We start from the raw sequence: 15,220 nt of genomic DNA, 5'->3' as shown, positions 1-15,220 counted from the left end.
GTGTGGTTGGTTCGGTTGGTGTCGGGGTCAGTGGAGCTCCACCGTCACCCAGGTCTCAAAACAGTAATCGTCGGCCAGCGACATCACGCCGATCGAGGCGCGCCCGCCCACCCCGATCTCCGGGCCGAACACCTGCTCGAACAGGTCGGAAAGCCCGCTCGCCACGAGGTGCGGCTGGGTGAAAGAGGGGTCGCAGGCGATGAAGTTGAGCGAGCGCACCAGCCCCTTCACCCGGTCGAGGTCGCCGACCGCGTCCTTGATGCAGCCCAGGCAGTTGAGCGCGGTGAGGCGCGCGGCCTCATAGCCTTGCTCGACGGTGAGATCGCGCCCGAGCCGGCCGGGAAACAGCACCTTGCCATCCGCGTCGACGCCCGCCGTCTGGCCGGAGAGGAAGAGCAGCTTGTCGCTGAGATAATGCGGCTTCATCTTGCCGTAGAGCGTGCCGTAATAGTCCGCGCCGCCGCCCGCGCTGGGCAGGACGAGGCCGAGTTCCGCCACACGCCGTGTCGCCGAGTGGGTCATGCGGGCTCCCTCAAGCAGGCCGTTTTCACCCGCTGATCTCCGTTCTATTTGGCGCCGGCGTCAAACAGGAAATAGCGGGGAATCCATAAAGCAAAGTTATGGAGTCGGCCCCGGCGGCGGCCGCTGCCTCAGGATTGAGCGGGCGAGTGGCGAGGTGCCGCCGCTTTCAGCGCGGCGCGGCGAGGTCAGGCGCCACGGTGCGGCGGAAGCGCTCCATGAAGGCGACCGAGATGCGCGAGGGCGGGCGGGTGCTCGGGCGGAACATGCCGAAGCGATAGGGCACGAGCGGGCGGAACGGGATCGCCACCAGCCCCATCGCCTGGAAGAAGCGGGCGGTGGCGGGATCGACCAGCGTCACCGCGCCAAGCTGCTGCACCAGCACGCAGGCGGTGCCGAAGAACTCCACCTCCGCCACCACGTTCCAGTGCGCCTGCGCTTCGAAGAAGGCTTCCGCCGCCGCGATATGGGTGATGTGCTCGGGAAACAGCGTGACGAAGGGCTGGGAATCGAGCTGCTCCGGCCCGACGCAGCGCTCCCCGGCAAGGGGATGGTCGGCCCGCATCACGCACATGCACGCCACCTCGAACAGCTCCAGCGAGGCGACATGGATGTCGATCGGCAGTTCCGCGAACCCCACATCGAAGGCGCCGATGGTGCCGAGATCGCGCACCGCATAGGAGGAGCGGGTGATGAAGCGGGCGGTGGCGCCGGCATTCTCCTTCAGCACATCGGCGATGATGGGGGGCAGCAGATAGGTGGCGAGGCCCGGCGGGCTGGCGATCAGCAGCGTCGCCGAGGACAGGCCCTTGAGATTGCGCGAGACCGCCAGCGTGCGCTCCATCGCGTCGAGCGTGCGCACGATGGCGGCGAAGAAGGTCTCGGCCTCCGGCGTCGCCTCCAGCCTGCCATGGGCGCGGTGGAACAGCTTCAGCCCGATCTCGTCCTCCAGCCGGGCGATGAGATTGCTGATCGCCGGCTGCGACTTGCCGAGCAGCACGGCCGCAGCGCTCATCGAGCCGTTTTCATAGACGGCGCGGAAGGCTTCGAGATGGCGGGTGTCCATCGCGCCTGCCCCTAGCGCTGGCCGGCCCGGAAGGCGGCGGCGGCCATCATTTCCTCGATCTTGGCGGCGAGCGTCTCGATGGCGAAGGGCTTGGTCAGCATTTCCATGTGGGTGCCGAGCACCTGCGAGCGCGCCACCGTGTCGCCGGCATAGCCGGTGAGGAACAGGATCGGCAGGTCCGGGCGGTGGCGGCGCGCCACCTCGGCCAATTCGCGGCCATTCATGCCGGGCAGGCCGACATCGGAGATCATCAGCTGGATGTCGCGGCCGGAGGCGAGCTCGACGATGGCGCCCGGCGCGTCCGAGGTCTCGATGGCGGCATAGCCGAGCTCGGCGAGAATGTCGGCCACCAGCACCCGCACCGAGGCGTCGTCCTCGACCAGCAGCACGCTCTGGCCGTCGCCCTCGGCCAGCGCCGCCGGCAGGTCGGCATCCGTCTCGCCCGGCGGTTCGGCGGCGGGGAGGAAAAGCTCCACCGTGGTGCCCTTGCCCGGGCTGCTGCTGATCGCGACATGGCCCTCGCTCTGGCGGGCGAAGCCATAGACCATGGACAGGCCGAGGCCGGTGCCCAGCCCGACCGGCTTGGTGGTGAAGAACGGCTCGAACACCTTGCTCAGCACGTCGGGCGTCATGCCGGTGCCGGTATCGGTGACGGCGATCACGACGTAGCGGCCGGGCCTGGCCTCCGGCGTGCCGGCCACCTCGCGCGCTTCCAGCACGGCCTGGCGCGTGCTGACGGTGAGGCGCCCGCCATTGGGCATGGCGTCGCGGGCATTGATGACGAGGTTGAGGATGGCGCTTTCCAGCTGGTTGGCATCGGCGGTGCCCCAGCCCACCCGCTCGTCGCAGGCGATGTCGAGCGCGATCGATTCACCCAGCGTCCGGCTCAGCAGGTCGTGCAGCGAGCCGACCAGCGCATTGATGTGCACGGGCCGCGAATCCAGCGACTGCCGGCGGGAGAAGGCAAGCAGGCGCTGGGTCAGCGCCGCCGCGCGCTGGGCCGAGACCGAGGCGACCTCCAGGAAGCGGTCGAGATCGTCGAAGCGCCCGGAGGCGAGGCGCCGCTTCATGATGTCGACGGCGCCGATGACGCCGGTGAGCATGTTGTTGAAGTCGTGCGCGATGCCGCCGGTGAGCTGGCCGACCGCCTCCATCTTCTGCGCCTGCCGCAGTGCTTCCTCGGTGCGGCGCAGCGCTTCCTCGGCCTCGCGCTCGGCGGTGATGTCGCGGCCCACCGCCTGCAGCAGGTCGTCGGCGGCCACCGCGCTCCATTCGATGCAGCGCACACCGCCATCGCGGGCGCGCAGCTGCAGCGCGAAGAGCTGCGGCGCGGTCTCCTGGCTCAGCGCCGCCAGAATCTCGCGCAGGCGCGGCCGGTCGGTCGGCAGGACGAAATCGAGAAGATTGGCGCCGGTGAGATGCTCGGCTTCCCAGCCGAGGATGCGGGTCCAGGCCGGGTTGGTGGCGTTGACCACGCCGTCGAGCCGGCCGACCACCATGATGTCGGTGGACAGGCGCCACATGCGGTCGCGGTCGGCGGTGCGCTCGGCCACGCGCCGCTCCAGCGTCAGGTTGAGGCCGCGCAGCTCGGCCTCGGCCGCCTTGCGCTCGCTGACATCGCGCAGGATGGCGGTGACGAAGAAGCGCCCATCGCTCGACCAGCGCGAGGCGGTGAGTTCCAGATGGCTCGGCGCCCCGTCCGGCCGGCGGGCGGTGACTTCCACCGGGCGGGTGAGCGGCGTGCCGGCGCGCACGCTGTCCCAGGCGGCGCGCCAGGCCTCCTGCTCCTCCAGCAGCGTCGACAGGGTGGCGCCAACCAGTGCCTGGGGCGCGGTGCCGAACTGGCGGGCGGCGGACGGGTTGGCGAGCTGGATCACCCCGTCGGCGTCGAGCGTCAATATGGCGTCATGGGCGCTGTCGACCACCGCGTGGTAGCGGGCATTCTGCCGCTCGCGCAGCACCCGCTCGCGATTGGCGCTGGCGGTGACATCGACCACCTGCACCAGGCAGAAGTCGTGCGGTTTTGGCCCCAGCGCCCGGATCGAGGTGTTGTGCACCATGGGAAGGCCGGCGCGGGTGCGCAGCGGCAACACGGCGGGATGCAGCGAATGGGTGAGCAGGCTGGCGGCGCCGGAGGCGAAGCTTTCCGCCAGCGCGGAATGAAAGCGCGCCGGCAAGGCGGGAAACAGCGCCGGCAGCGTCTGGCCGACACATTCGGCGGCGGGGCGGCGAGTGGCGGCGGCGATCCACGCGTTCCACACCACCACGCGCCCGGCGCGGTCGACGACGATGACGCCGCCATCCAGCCCGTCGACAATGGCGTGGGCCAGATGATCGTCAGACAGGGGCATTGGCCTCAGGCGCCATTCCGCCCGCTGTGCGCTCGATGAACTCGTCGAGCAGCCCTTCCAGCGCGGCCAGCGAGGGCATGTCCATCAGCATCGCGATGTAGCCGCGAATGTCGCGCTCGCGCACGGCGAAGTTGATGTAGAGGAACAGCACCACATCGCCAGATTCGGGCGCCGGCGCCAGCTCGAACAGGTCGTGGCTGTCGCCGCGCAGGATTTCCGGCAACGACATTTTGAGGCTGCGGTGCAGCATGTTGGCGATGGTCGCCAGGCAGCCATTGAGGATGATGTTGCCGGTTTCCGCCAGCGCTTCCTGTTCCAGCTCGATGATGTCTTCCAGCGGCAGCCCGCCGCCGGTGACGGCACGGACCAGTTCCAGGCTGTTGATCTCCGGGAAGATCAGCAAGGCGCGGCCGGTGATGTCGCCCTCGAACAGCTGGTGGACGGCGACCAGCTGCTTCTCCTCGGTGGCGCCGACGATCTCGATCGCGTCGTCGCGGCTGAGCAGCGTCACCCGCGGCACGGAGAGCAGCACCTGCCGGCCGACCAGCTCGCGCAGGCTCACGGCCGCCCGGCTGACGCCGAGATTGACCAGCTCGGTCAGCGCGTCGATCTGCAGCTCGCTGAGGGCAAGGGGGCTCTGGTTGCTCACATGCTTCCCTTGGACAGCTGCACCTGAGCGAGAAATTGGCCCAACTCGTCTTCCGTCAAGGGCTTGGAGAGAAATATCGCGCCGACATCATGCGCCTGGGCGATAATTTCCTTCTGATGATTGGCCGAGATGATGGCCATGGCGATGCCGGGCATCAAATCGCGCAGCTCGGACGCCAGCTGCAGCCCGTCGCGGCCGGGCATGTTGAAGTCCAAAAGGGCGATATCGAAGGGCTGCTGGCCGGCGAGGGCGAGGGCGTCGTCGGCATTGCTGGCCTCGCTGCGCGCCCAGTCGGGATGGAGCTTGTTCATGGCCTTGGCGATCGCCATCCGGGCGAGCTTGCTGTCGTCGACGATGAGAACTTGGAACGGCATGGGGAGACGGCTCCGGCGGACATTGTCGCGCTGTGGGTCACGAGTGAGCATCTATGCCTCAAGCCGGGCCACGCCGCCAGCGGGCGGGCGGTTCAGCACCGGCGCTACATGGCGGGCGAGAAAGGCGCTGGCCGGCACGCCGCGAAGCCGTGGGCGCAGAGCGAGCAGCACCTGCACCACCGCCGTGTGCGCCTGTTCGCAGCCCTGCCAGTCGACGACGGCGCCGGGCGTGGCGATGAGCTGAGCCAGCAGCGCCTCCGCCTCCTCGCTGCCGCAGAGGCCTTCGAGATGGATCGTGCCGTCGGCGGCAAACCGTACCGTCATGTCTTCTCCCTCATGGCTGCAACGCCTCGAGATCGAGGACGATCAGCACGCGGCCATCACCGAGCAGGGTGGTGCCGTGGCAGGGCAGGCCGGCGAGCAGCCCTTCCAGCGGCCGCAGCATCACCTCCATGCGGGCGCCCAGCCGCTCCACCTCCAGCCCGCCAAGTTCGCCATTGAGGCGGGTGATGACGATACGCGCGTCGCCGCCGCCGGCCGGCGCGGGGGCAAGGCCCATGGCTTGAGCGAGGTCGATCAGCGGCAGGGTGCGCTCGCGCCAGACGAAGACGCTGGCCGCACCGATGCGGGAGATGGCGCTGCGCGGGAGGCGCGCCGTCTCCACTACCGCCTCCAGCGGAATGCCCAGCACCTGCCCGCCCGATTCCACCGAGAGGACATCGGTCTTCATCACGCTGACCGGGAGGCTCAGCGCCAGGCGCGTGCCCTCGCCCGGCCGGCTGTGAACTCGGACCCGGCCACCGAGCCGGGCCAGGGCGACGCGCACCGCGTCCATGCCGACCCCGCGCCCGGAATAGCCTGTCACCTCGTCGCGGGTGGAGAAGCCGGGGGCGAAGATCAGGTCCAGCGCCTCTTCCTCGCTCATCGCCGCCAGCACGGCGGGGCTGGCCAGCCCGCGCTCCCCGGCGCGGGCGCGCAGGCGGGCTGTGTCGATGCCGGCGCCGTCATCCTCGACCTCGATGGTGAGGCGGTCCTCGACGCGGCGGGCCCGCACCGCGACGATGCCGGTTTCCGGCTTGCCGGCGGCGGCACGGGCGCCCGCCGGCTCGATGCCGTGATCGGCGGCGTTGCGCAGAATGTGCAGCAGCGGCTCGAACAGCGCCTCGACGATGGCCTTGTCCGCCTCGGTTTCCTCGCCCTCGATGACGAGGCGGATCGGCTTGCCCAGCGCGTCCGACATGTCGCGCACCAGCCGCGGCAGGCGCTGGAAGACATGGCGCAGCGGCAGCACGCGGATGCCGAGCACGGCATGCTGGAGCGCGCCGACCAGCCGCTCCAGCGTCTCGTGATGGGATTTCAGCTGCGTCGCCAGTTCCTTGGCGGCCAGTTCCCTGGCCTCGCCCGTGCTGGTGGTCTCGGCCGCCAGCCGGGCATGATGGGCGGCCTGCGTCTTCAGCACGGTGAATTCGCCGGTGAGGCGGACCAGCGCGTCGATGCGCTCGACATCGACCCGCAGCGAGCGCGCCCCGACATCGGCGATCACCGGCTCCGTCCCGGGGACGAACGGGGAGGGCGCCGCGTGCGTATCGGCCCGCGCTTCGTCCAGCGCGTCGGCGAGCCTTTGTGGCGTCGCGCCGGCGTCAGCGAGACGCTCCAGCGCGGCGGCCTCAACGTCGCGGCCGCTGGCCCGCAGCACCTGCAATGCGGCGCGCAGGGCGCTTGCCCGCCGGCCGGCAGAACCCTCGTCCTCCGGCCCGCGCAGCAGCGCGATCTGCGCCGCGATCAGCTGGCCGGCGGCGACGGGCGTCCCCGCGCCGGGCGCCGCCGGCGGGGCGAGATCGCGCCAGTCGACCGTGCCCGACAGGCCGGCAAAGGCCAACTCCAGCCGGGCGCGGGGCTCCGAACAGAGGATGAAGAGGGTGAGCCGGCAATGGAACGGGTCGATCTCGGCCGGGTCCACCGTCGCCCCGTCAAGGACGAGGTCGAGGGCCAGCAGGCCGGGAAGCGCCTGCACGGTGGCGAGCGGGTCCTCGCCGCGAAAAAACGCGTCCTCGGCGGGGGTATAGGCGAAGGCGCAGCGGGCCCCGCCTGCGGGCTCGGCCGCCGGAAGCGTCGCCAGCCAGGCATCGAGCGCGGCCGGGCCGGTGGCGGCAGGCGGCGCGGCGGCCTCTGCCGCACCAAACAGCGCGATCACCGCGTCGGCGTCGCGCTCGGCCGCGTCGGGCGGCTCGCCGGTGGCCTCGATGGCGTCGAGCCAGTGCACCACCTGGTCGAGGCAGGTGAGGCACTGGCCGATCAGGGCGCCGGTGATCGGCACCGCGCCGGCGCGCACCTGCGACAGCGCGTCCTCCGCCGCGTGCAGGGCGCGGGCCATGGCGGCGAAATCGATGATGCCGGCCGAGCCCTTCAGCGTGTGGAAGGCGCGAAACGCGCCGTCGATCGCCGCCGCGTCGCGCGGGCGCTCCTCCGCCGCCAGCAGGTCGGCGGTGCCCTGCTCGACCAGCTCGCGCGCCTCGATGAGGAACTGCTCGATGAACTCGTTCACCCCGGCACCCCGCACAGCAGCCGGGCGTAGAGCACCAGCGCCGCCGGCTCCAGCGGCTTGACCAGATAGAGATTGGCCCCGGCCACCCGGGCGGCCTCGATATCCGCAGGGCCGGCCTCGGTGCTGGTGACGAGCGCCGGCAGCGCGGCGAGCGGCAGCGGCTGACGGCGCAGCGCCCGCAGGAAGGTGATGCCGTCCATCAGCGGCATGTTGACGTCGACAATGACGAGATCGGCCGGCGCCTGCAGCAGCTTCTCCAGCGCCTCGACCCCGTTCAGCGCCTCCTCGACGACAAAGCCGGCGGCCTCCAGCGCCTGCCGGTAATACAGCCTGACGAGGCTGGCATCGTCGACCACCAGAATGCGCGCGCGTGCCGGCTCAGCCATCCCCGCGCTCCCCCGGCCGCTGGTAGATGATGGCGTCGGCAAAGCGGCGCACCTCGAACAGGGGCGAGATCCGGCTCATCGATTCACTGTGGCCCAGGCAGATGAAGCCGCCCGGCAGCAGGTTCTCATACAGGTTCTCCGCCGCCATGCGCCGCGAGGCCTCGTCGAAATAGATGAGCACGTTGCGGCAGAAAATGACATCGAAGCGGCCATGGGCGCGGGTCTGGGCCAGATCCACCAGATTGACGGTGGAAAAGCCGATCGACTGGCGCAGATCGGCGATCAGCCGCCAGTGCTCATCATCCACCGGCTCGAAATACTTGGCGACCAGCGCCTCCGGCAGCCGCATCAGCGCCCGGCGGCCGAACAGGCCGGCCCGCGCCGCCTCCAGCGCCCGTGTGTCGATGTCCGAGCCGATGATCTCGATCTCAAAGGCGTCGACCTGCGGCCAGTGTTCGAGCAGCCAGATGGCGATGGAATAGGGCTCCTCGCCGGTCGAGCAGGGCACCGACCAGATGCGGATCGGCCGCCCCGCCGGGCGCTCCTTGAGGCGCGCGGAGAGGAGATCGGTGCTCAGGCACTGGAGCTGGTGCTCCTCGCGGAAGAAATAGGTCTCGTTGACGGTGAAGGCGTTGATGAACGGCTCGACCTCCCCCGACTGGTCGCTGCGCAGGCGGGCGAAATAGCTGGCGAAGGAGGGGGTGCCGGTGGCGCGCATGCGCTCCGAAAGGCGGCGCTCGACATAGTAGCGGCGGGCCTCGGTGAACACCATGCCGCTGCGCCGGTAGAGAAACTCGCACAGGCGCCGGAAATCCTCGTCGGTCACGCGCGCGCTCACGGGTCTATGTCGGAGGAAGCCTCGATCCGCCCGATGGCGACCTCGAAGGCGAAACGCAGGAACGGCGTGTCGGCGAAGCGCCCGGCCCGGCGCGCCAGCACCGGCAGCGCCTGCGGCCCGCCAATCTCGGCGAGAACGTCGAGCGCTGCTGCGCAAACGTTCGGCTCGCTCTCGCGTTCCACCACGTCGCACATCAGGGCGGTCGCCTCGGGCGAGTGCAGGACGCGTGCCAGTTCGCAGGCCAGCAGCCTGATGTCGGGGTCGGGGTCGGCGAGCAGCGCCGGCAGCCGGGCGGAAAGCCGGGCCGGCATGGCGGCAAGCGCGGCGAGCGCACCATTGCGCAGGCTCGCTTCCCGAGCGCGCAGCAGCGGCAGCAGGGCGTCGGCGGCCTCCTCCGAGGCGCGGCGGGCGAAGGCGGTGAAGATCACCTCGCGCACCGCCGGGTCGGCCTCCACTTGCAGCGCGGCGTTCAGCGGCGCCTCCGCACCGGGCAGGGCGGCCAGAGCGCGGGCGGCGTGCAGCCGTTCGCCGGCGCTGCCGCTTTGGAGCGCGGCGACGAGGGTGGCGCGATCGGCGGCGCGATCGGAGGGCGGCGCGGCGGCCTCGCCGGCTGTGGCGCGGATCAGCGGCATGTCACGGCACCAGCGTTCAGGGGCACCATCTTTCACGGCACCATCTTTTCGAGGCGCGCGGCAATGTCCGGCAGGGGCACCACGAATTCGGCGCCGCCGGCCTTCACCAGCTCGCCGGGCATGCCCCATACAATGGCGGTTTCCTCGGCTTCGGCAATGGTGTGCCCGCCCTGCGCCCGCAGCATCGCCATCGCCTGGGCGCCGTCATTGCCCATGCCGGTCATCAGCACCCCGACCAGCTGGCGAGGCGGCAGATGCTCCATCGCGCTGCGCACCAGCCGGTCGGCGGAGGGGTGCCAGAGGTAATCCGCCTGCGCCGGGGCGGCCATCGCCACCAGCCCGCCGGCGCGGCGCGAGACGATGAGGTCGGCATCGCCCGCGCCGATATAGACCGTGCCGGGCTGGAGCGGCACCGGCCGGCGCACCTCGACGATGCTGAGCGCACACAGCGTGTCGAGCCGGCGCGCCAGCGGGCCGGTGAAGCTGCCCGGCATGTGCTGCGCCACGAGGATCGGCCAGGGAAAATCGGCCGGCAGCGGCACCAGCAGCGCCTCCAGCGCCGGCGGGCCGCCGGTGGAGGTGCCGACCAGCACCAGCCCTTCGCCGGGCAGAGGCGCCTCGTTGGGGAAATGCGCCTCGCCGCTGCCGGGCGCGGGCATGGCGTCGGGACGGGAGGAAGCGGCACGGCCGATGCGGTGGCGCACCCTCTCGCGCAGGCGCAGGCTCGGCCGCACCCGGGCGCGGGCGGCGCCGCGCACCGCCTCCACCAGGGCCGGCGCCCATTCGCGAAGGTGCAGCGACACCGCGCCGGCGGGCTTGGGCACGAAATCCACCGCGCCGAGCTGCAGCCCCTTCAGCGTCGCCTCCGCCCCCGCTTCCGTGTGCGAGGACACCATCACCACCGGACAGGGCCGCTCGACCATGAGCTGGTCGAGGCAGGCGAGGCCGTCGAGGCGCGGCATGTTGAGATCGAGGGTGATGACATCGGGCGCGAAGGCGCGGTTCTGCTCCAGCGCCTCGACCCCGTCGCGGGCGAAGCGCAGCTCGAAGCCGCCGGCCTGGGTGAACACCTCGCCGAGCAGTTTGCGCAGCAGCGCCGAGTCGTCGACGACCAGAAGCTTGATCACGCCTTTTTCGGCCCGGCTTTGCCCGCCGGCCGGGTCGCGGTTTTCGCCCCTGCCTTGGCGAAGGCGTCGAGCAGGCCGCGCTCGGTGCGGGTCAGCAGCTCGTCGGGGTCGAGGAGGAGGATGATCCGCCCGGCCTGGTCGAGATTGAGGATGCCCGAAACCAGCCGCGTCGGCTCGCCGGCGAGGTCGGGCGCCGGCGCAATGGAATCCTTCGGGCGGCGCAGGATTTCGCTCACGCTGTCGACCAGGATGCCGGCGCGGTGGTGGGCGCTGCGCAGCACGATCAGCCGGCGGCGCGTCGCCTCGGCCAGCGGCGGCATGTCGAAGCGGCGGCGCTGGTCGATGACCGGCAGCACCGCGCCGCGCAGATTGATCACGCCTTCCAGAAAGGCCGGGGTCTTCGGCACGCGGGTGAGGGTATCCGGCACCTTCATCACCTCGTCCACCGCCGCGATCGGCAGGCCATATTCGTCGCCGCCGAGCCGGAAGACTAGGAAGGAGGCCTCGTCCTCGCCCTCGCTCGCGGCGGTGGCGGCCTCGGTCGCGTCGTGCGTGTCGAGGCGCTGCATGACCTCCTCCCGGAACAGAGTGTGGGCATCGAGGATCGACACCAGCCGGCTGCCATCGCCGGCGCGGAAGATCGCCTTCAGCCGCGCCTCGCCGCCCACCCGCGCCGCCAGCGCCGGCGGGATCGGCTCGACCCGCGCGGGATCGAGCGGCAGCACGGCATTGATGCGGTCGACCACCAGCCCGAGCCAGAGCGCGCCGCGCTTCACCACCACCACCTTGGCCGAGCGTGTGGCGGACGCCGGGGGCAGGGCGAGCAGCGCCCGCAGCGCGAACAGCGGCAGCAGCCGGTCGCGATAGACCATGACGCCGCGCGCCACCGCCTCAGTGGCAGAGGCGCGCGCCTCGCCGAGCGGCAGCGTGGTCACGGCGTCGGGCAGCGGCACCACCTCGCGCACCTGCTCGATCGGCAGGGCGTATTCCTGGCCATCGGCCTCGAAGCTGATCAGCTTGCCGGCGCTCGCCGCTGTGGCCGGCGTCGCCGGCGCGCTCGCGGGGCCCGCCGCAGGGGGGCGTGCGGGCCGGGCGCGCGGGGCGAAGGCGGTCGCCAGCAGGGGCAGGATGTCGAGAATGCGGGCGACGTCGCGCTCGCCATGGAAGCGGAAGGCGCCGGTGAACGCCTCGCCGGGCCGCACCAGCGCGCTGGCCTGCGCCTCCTCCAGCCGGTCAGGGTCGATTGCCACCAGTTCGCCGACGGCATCCACCGCCAGCGCCACCGGGCTCTGCCCGCGCAGCACGATGGCGCGGGCGGTGGCGAGCGGGGCGGGCGCCTCGCCCTGGCCGAGCAAGGCGCGGGCGCTGGCGACCGGCAGGGCGGCGCCGCGCAGATTGCCGATGCCGAGAAGGCCGGCCGGCGCCTGTGGCAGGCGGGCGAGCGCGGGCACCCGCACCACCTCCGCCACCTCGTCGGCCGGCAGCGCATAATGGGCCGCCTCGACCCGGAAGGTGAGGAAGCGCAGCGGCGCGCGGCCGGCGGCGGGGCGTGGCTCAGACATCGGGCTGCTGCAGCTCGTCGGCGAGCGAGGCGATCTCCTCGATGGCGGCGGCAAGGTCGTCCGCCCCTTCCGCCTGCTGCGAGGAAGCCGTCGCCGCCTGCCGGGAGGCGGCGCTCGCTTCTTCCGCTGTCGCCGCGATCTCGCGCGCCGCCTGCGCGCATTGGCCGGCGGCGGTGAGGATGTCCTGCGCGCCGAGCAGGATCGCCCGGTTGGCGGCACTCAGCGCCGCGACGTCGCCATCGAGCTTTGACAGCGCGCCGAACAGGCCGCGATTGGCCTGGATCTCGGCCTCGGCGGCGAGAATGGCCTGCTCGCTGTCGCGCCGCAGTGAGCCGACCTGATCGAGAATGGCGCGCACCCGGGCCTTGATGCCGCCAACGCTCTCGGAGGCGTCGCGGGCAAGGCTGCGTATGTCGGCGGAGACGAGGGCGAAGCCGCGCCCGGCCTCGCCGGTGCGGGCGGCCTCCACCGAGCCGCTGACGGCGAGCATGGTGATCTGCACCGCGATGAGCGCGGTGGCATCGACGATCGTCTCGATCCGCCGCCCCAGCTCTTCGAGGTTCAGCAGGGTGGCGAGGCCGGCGCGGGTGCCGGCAAGCGCCGCCTCGACCCCGGCCATCAGCCGCTCCAGCGCGGCGCGGCTCTCGCTGAGCCCCGCCTCCATCGCCGCGACCCGCTGGGTCGCCGCCGTCACATTGTCCCGGGCGAGGCGGGCGCCGGCCTCGATCTGCGCCAGGGCGGCGGAGGTCTGCTGGGTGGCGCCGGCCTGCTGCTGGAAGCCGCGGTCGATCTGGTCGATCGCCGCCATGATCTGCGCGGCGGCGCTGGAGAGTTCCTGGATGGTGGCGGACAGTTCCTCGGCGGTGGTGGCGATCTGCTCGACCTGCGCCCCCGCCGCCGTGCCGGCGCGCAGGCCGTCGGTCACGCGGGCCAGCGCCTGGGCGGCGACCTGGCCCTGTTCGAGCGACAGCGCCTGCTGCTGGATGGCGGTCTGGGCCTGCGTCGCCGCCGCTGCCTGTGTTTCCGCCACGCTGGCGATCTGCGCGGCGCCGCGCTGGGCCTCCGCCGCCGCGCGCTCGGCCTCCAGCGCGGCGGTGGCGATCTGGTCGCTGCCGTTGGTCAGGTGCCCCATATCGGCGCGCAGCGCCTCCAGCGCGGCGAGGATGGTAGCCCCCAGCCGGGCCTGCGCCCGCGCCGCCTCCGCCCCCTCCTTGACGCCGTCGGCGACGGAGCGGACCTGGATCTGGATGGTCTCGGCCAGGCCCTGCACCTCGCCGGCGCTCGTCTCGGAGACTTCCGCCAGCGCCCGCACCTCTTCCGCCACCACGGCGAAGCCGCGCCCCTTGTCGCCGGCCCGCGCCGCCTCGATGGCGGCATTAAGGGCGAGAAGGTTGGTCTGGTCGGAGATCCGGCCCACCGTCTCGGTGATCGCGCCGATGTCGCGCGCCCGGCGCTCCAGCTCCTCCATCCGCGCCACCGAGGCGTGCTGGCGCTCGCCATTGCGCTCGATGGAGCGGATGGAGGCGGTGATCTGGATCGCGGTCTCGGCCACCACGAGCTGCACCGCCTCGGTGCGCCGGCGCCCGGCATCCACCTGGGCGCGGGCCTCGATCAGGGTCGCCGCCACCGCCTTGATGCCGGCGAGCTGCTCCTGCGAACCGCCGGCGGCCTCGTCCGCGCCCGCCGCGATCAGTTCCATCGAGCGGCGCAGTTCCTCGGCGGCCGCCGAGGCCTCCATCAGTCCGCTGGCCAGTTCCTCGGTGGCCGCCGCCAGGCGCTCGGACACCTTGTCCATCGGCGCCGCGCCGGCACGGCGGGCCGGTGCGGGCCGTGCCACCCGGCGTGCGGGCGGCTCCCCGTCCTTGCCGGAGGCTGGGGTCAATTTGGTGGATTTTACAAGCGCCATGCCGCCCTCTGATCGTCGGCCCATTTTTCGTTCCGGCCCGCACTGTGCGATGCCCCACCGGCGGGCGCAACGGCGCTGCCGGGAGCGCCGCCGGTAATAGCGCCAAAGGGTTAAACTCGGCCGGCGGCGAAGGGTTCCGTGCTTCTTCAGGTCGTGGCCTTGCGCGCCGCCAGCCGGGCGCTGCGGTACTGCCGGGGCGAGGCGGCGAAGGCATTGCGGAACTCGCGCGAGAAATGCGCCGCATCGGAGAAGCCGCAGTCGAAGGCGATCTCGGTGATGCTGCGCGGGCTGTTCTCCAGCATCCAGCAGGCATAATGCGTGCGCAGCTGCCGCTGGAAGGCGGCCGGCGCGATGCCGAGCGCCGCGGCGAAGGCGCGTTCCAGCTGGCGGGTGGAACAGCCGACATAGCGGGCGACCGCGTCCATCGACGGCGGATCGTCCAGCCGCTGCTCCATGAAATGCACCGCCTGATGCACCCGCGCATCGGTGACTTTAGCGAGATCGGCGACGAAATGCGGCTGCGGCAGCGAGGGCGGGCGCATGCCCTGCAGCATCATGTGCCGCACCGCCTGGTTGGCCTTGGCCGCCCCGCAATGGCGGGTGACGAGATAGAGGCCGAGATCGATCGCCGCGGTGGAGCCGGCGCAGGAGAGCAAATCGCCCTCGTCGACGAACAGCTTGTCGGTCACGGCGCTGAGCGTGGGAAACTGCGCCTGGAACGCCTCCAGCACGTTCCAGTGGATGCAGACGGTGCGCCGCGCCGCCAGCCCGGCCTGGGCGATGGCGAAGGTGCCGGTGCACACCCCGATCAGCCGCGCCCGGCAGGCGGCGGCGCGGCGCAGATAGTCCAGCAGCGCCGCCGGCGGGTGCTCGTTGAGATAGTCATTGCCGCCGCACACGGCGATGTAGTCGAACTGGGCGGGATCGAGCAGCGGCGCGCTGTCGGAGACCACGACGCCGCAGCTGGCGCGGCGCGGCGTGCCGTCGAGGCTCATCACCGTCCAGGAGGCGTGGATCTGCCGGCTGCGCCCGCCATGGTCGGCGGCGAGCCGCAGCGCGTCGATCAGCCCGCCAAACGCTGCGAGGGTGAACTGGTCGAGCAGCACGAAGCCGACGCGCAGCGGCGACAGCCGGCCGGGCACCGCCGGGGGCTCGTCGTCGGGGCGCGGGGCGAGGGATGGCGCAGAATTCATGTCGCTCATATCAAAGTTTCTGGCCCGATCCTGCAAGCCAACGCTGCGTCAGGCGACGACACTGGCCCTTGC

At 71.6% G+C, this 15,220-nt stretch carries 14 protein-coding genes; all 14 read right to left on the bottom strand.

The features are described from left to right. Positions 1 to 27: 27 nt before the first annotated feature. The gene (locus BLO63_RS08720) at positions 28 to 522 is read right to left on the bottom strand and encodes a RidA family protein (RefSeq protein WP_091439188.1); all 495 of its coding nucleotides are present in this window, start codon (positions 520 to 522) and stop codon (positions 28 to 30) included. A gap of 166 nt (positions 523 to 688) precedes the next feature. Further along, positions 689 to 1,585 (bottom strand): LysR family transcriptional regulator, encoded by an 897-nt coding sequence (locus BLO63_RS08715; RefSeq protein WP_091439185.1) that lies wholly within the window; start codon positions 1,583 to 1,585, stop codon positions 689 to 691. 11 nt (positions 1,586 to 1,596) lie between these two features. Beyond that, a complete protein-coding gene (locus tag BLO63_RS08710) occupies positions 1,597 to 3,936 on the bottom strand; it encodes a PAS domain S-box protein (protein ID WP_091439182.1) in 2,340 nt (779 codons plus the stop codon). Beyond that, positions 3,923 to 4,585 carry a chemotaxis protein CheX gene (locus BLO63_RS08705; RefSeq protein ID WP_091439179.1) on the bottom strand — a complete coding sequence of 221 codons (663 nt, stop codon included), beginning with the start codon at positions 4,583 to 4,585 and terminating at the stop codon, positions 3,923 to 3,925. The genes BLO63_RS08710 and BLO63_RS08705 overlap by 14 nt, the downstream gene beginning before the upstream one ends. Beyond that, a complete protein-coding gene (locus tag BLO63_RS08700; RefSeq protein ID WP_091439176.1) occupies positions 4,582 to 4,959 on the bottom strand; it encodes a response regulator transcription factor in 378 nt (125 codons plus the stop codon). Before BLO63_RS08700 ends, BLO63_RS08705 begins: the two co-directional genes overlap by 4 nt. 51 nt (positions 4,960 to 5,010) lie before the next feature. After that, the gene (locus BLO63_RS08695) at positions 5,011 to 5,283 is read right to left on the bottom strand and encodes a hypothetical protein (RefSeq protein WP_091439173.1); all 273 of its coding nucleotides are present in this window, start codon (positions 5,281 to 5,283) and stop codon (positions 5,011 to 5,013) included. A 10-nt stretch (positions 5,284 to 5,293) separates the two neighbouring features. Continuing rightward, positions 5,294 to 7,504 carry a chemotaxis protein CheA gene (locus BLO63_RS08690; protein ID WP_244517769.1) on the bottom strand — a complete coding sequence of 737 codons (2,211 nt, stop codon included), beginning with the start codon at positions 7,502 to 7,504 and terminating at the stop codon, positions 5,294 to 5,296. Next, the gene (locus BLO63_RS08685; protein WP_091439169.1) at positions 7,501 to 7,890 is read right to left on the bottom strand and encodes a response regulator; all 390 of its coding nucleotides are present in this window, start codon (positions 7,888 to 7,890) and stop codon (positions 7,501 to 7,503) included. Before BLO63_RS08685 ends, BLO63_RS08690 begins: the two co-directional genes overlap by 4 nt. Beyond that, on the bottom strand, positions 7,883 to 8,716 hold the full coding sequence (locus BLO63_RS08680; RefSeq protein WP_091440368.1) for a CheR family methyltransferase: 834 nt from the start codon (positions 8,714 to 8,716) through the stop codon (positions 7,883 to 7,885). The genes BLO63_RS08685 and BLO63_RS08680 overlap by 8 nt, the downstream gene beginning before the upstream one ends. An 8-nt stretch (positions 8,717 to 8,724) precedes the next feature. After that, positions 8,725 to 9,396, bottom strand: a complete 672-nt coding sequence (locus BLO63_RS08675; RefSeq protein ID WP_244517768.1) for a HEAT repeat domain-containing protein — start codon at positions 9,394 to 9,396, stop codon at positions 8,725 to 8,727. After that, entirely contained in the window at positions 9,393 to 10,487 is a 1,095-nt protein-coding gene (gene cheB / locus BLO63_RS08670; protein WP_091439164.1) for a chemotaxis-specific protein-glutamate methyltransferase CheB, read from the bottom strand. Before cheB ends, BLO63_RS08675 begins: the two co-directional genes overlap by 4 nt. After that, positions 10,484 to 12,049 carry a chemotaxis protein CheW gene (locus BLO63_RS08665; RefSeq protein ID WP_091439161.1) on the bottom strand — a complete coding sequence of 522 codons (1,566 nt, stop codon included), beginning with the start codon at positions 12,047 to 12,049 and terminating at the stop codon, positions 10,484 to 10,486. Before BLO63_RS08665 ends, cheB begins: the two co-directional genes overlap by 4 nt. Continuing rightward, entirely contained in the window at positions 12,042 to 13,955 is a 1,914-nt protein-coding gene (locus BLO63_RS08660; RefSeq protein WP_091439157.1) for a methyl-accepting chemotaxis protein, read from the bottom strand. The genes BLO63_RS08665 and BLO63_RS08660 overlap by 8 nt, the downstream gene beginning before the upstream one ends. A 146-nt stretch (positions 13,956 to 14,101) precedes the next feature. After that, entirely contained in the window at positions 14,102 to 15,157 is a 1,056-nt protein-coding gene (locus tag BLO63_RS08655; RefSeq protein ID WP_091439155.1) for a GlxA family transcriptional regulator, read from the bottom strand. Positions 15,158 to 15,220: the final 63 nt, after the last annotated feature.

Source organism: Ancylobacter rudongensis (assembly GCF_900100155.1).
In the GTDB taxonomy this organism is placed as follows: domain Bacteria; phylum Pseudomonadota; class Alphaproteobacteria; order Rhizobiales; family Xanthobacteraceae; genus Ancylobacter; species Ancylobacter rudongensis.
Note: the sequence above shows the minus strand (reverse complement) of the source record. Positions and strands in the feature narration are given on the sequence as shown.

Coding starts and splice junctions, on each gene's coding strand:
- BLO63_RS08720 (WP_091439188.1), bottom strand. CDS start 522: ATGACCCACTCGGCGACACGGCGTGTGGCGGAACTCGGCCTCGTCCTG.
- BLO63_RS08715 (WP_091439185.1), bottom strand. CDS start 1,585: ATGGACACCCGCCATCTCGAAGCCTTCCGCGCCGTCTATGAAAACGGC.
- BLO63_RS08710 (WP_091439182.1), bottom strand. CDS start 3,936: ATGCCCCTGTCTGACGATCATCTGGCCCACGCCATTGTCGACGGGCTG.
- BLO63_RS08700 (WP_091439176.1), bottom strand. CDS start 4,959: ATGCCGTTCCAAGTTCTCATCGTCGACGACAGCAAGCTCGCCCGGATG.
- BLO63_RS08695 (WP_091439173.1), bottom strand. CDS start 5,283: ATGACGGTACGGTTTGCCGCCGACGGCACGATCCATCTCGAAGGCCTC.
- BLO63_RS08685 (WP_091439169.1), bottom strand. CDS start 7,890: ATGGCTGAGCCGGCACGCGCGCGCATTCTGGTGGTCGACGATGCCAGC.
- BLO63_RS08665 (WP_091439161.1), bottom strand. CDS start 12,049: ATGTCTGAGCCACGCCCCGCCGCCGGCCGCGCGCCGCTGCGCTTCCTC.
- BLO63_RS08660 (WP_091439157.1), bottom strand. CDS start 13,955: ATGGCGCTTGTAAAATCCACCAAATTGACCCCAGCCTCCGGCAAGGAC.
- BLO63_RS08655 (WP_091439155.1), bottom strand. CDS start 15,157: ATGAGCGACATGAATTCTGCGCCATCCCTCGCCCCGCGCCCCGACGAC.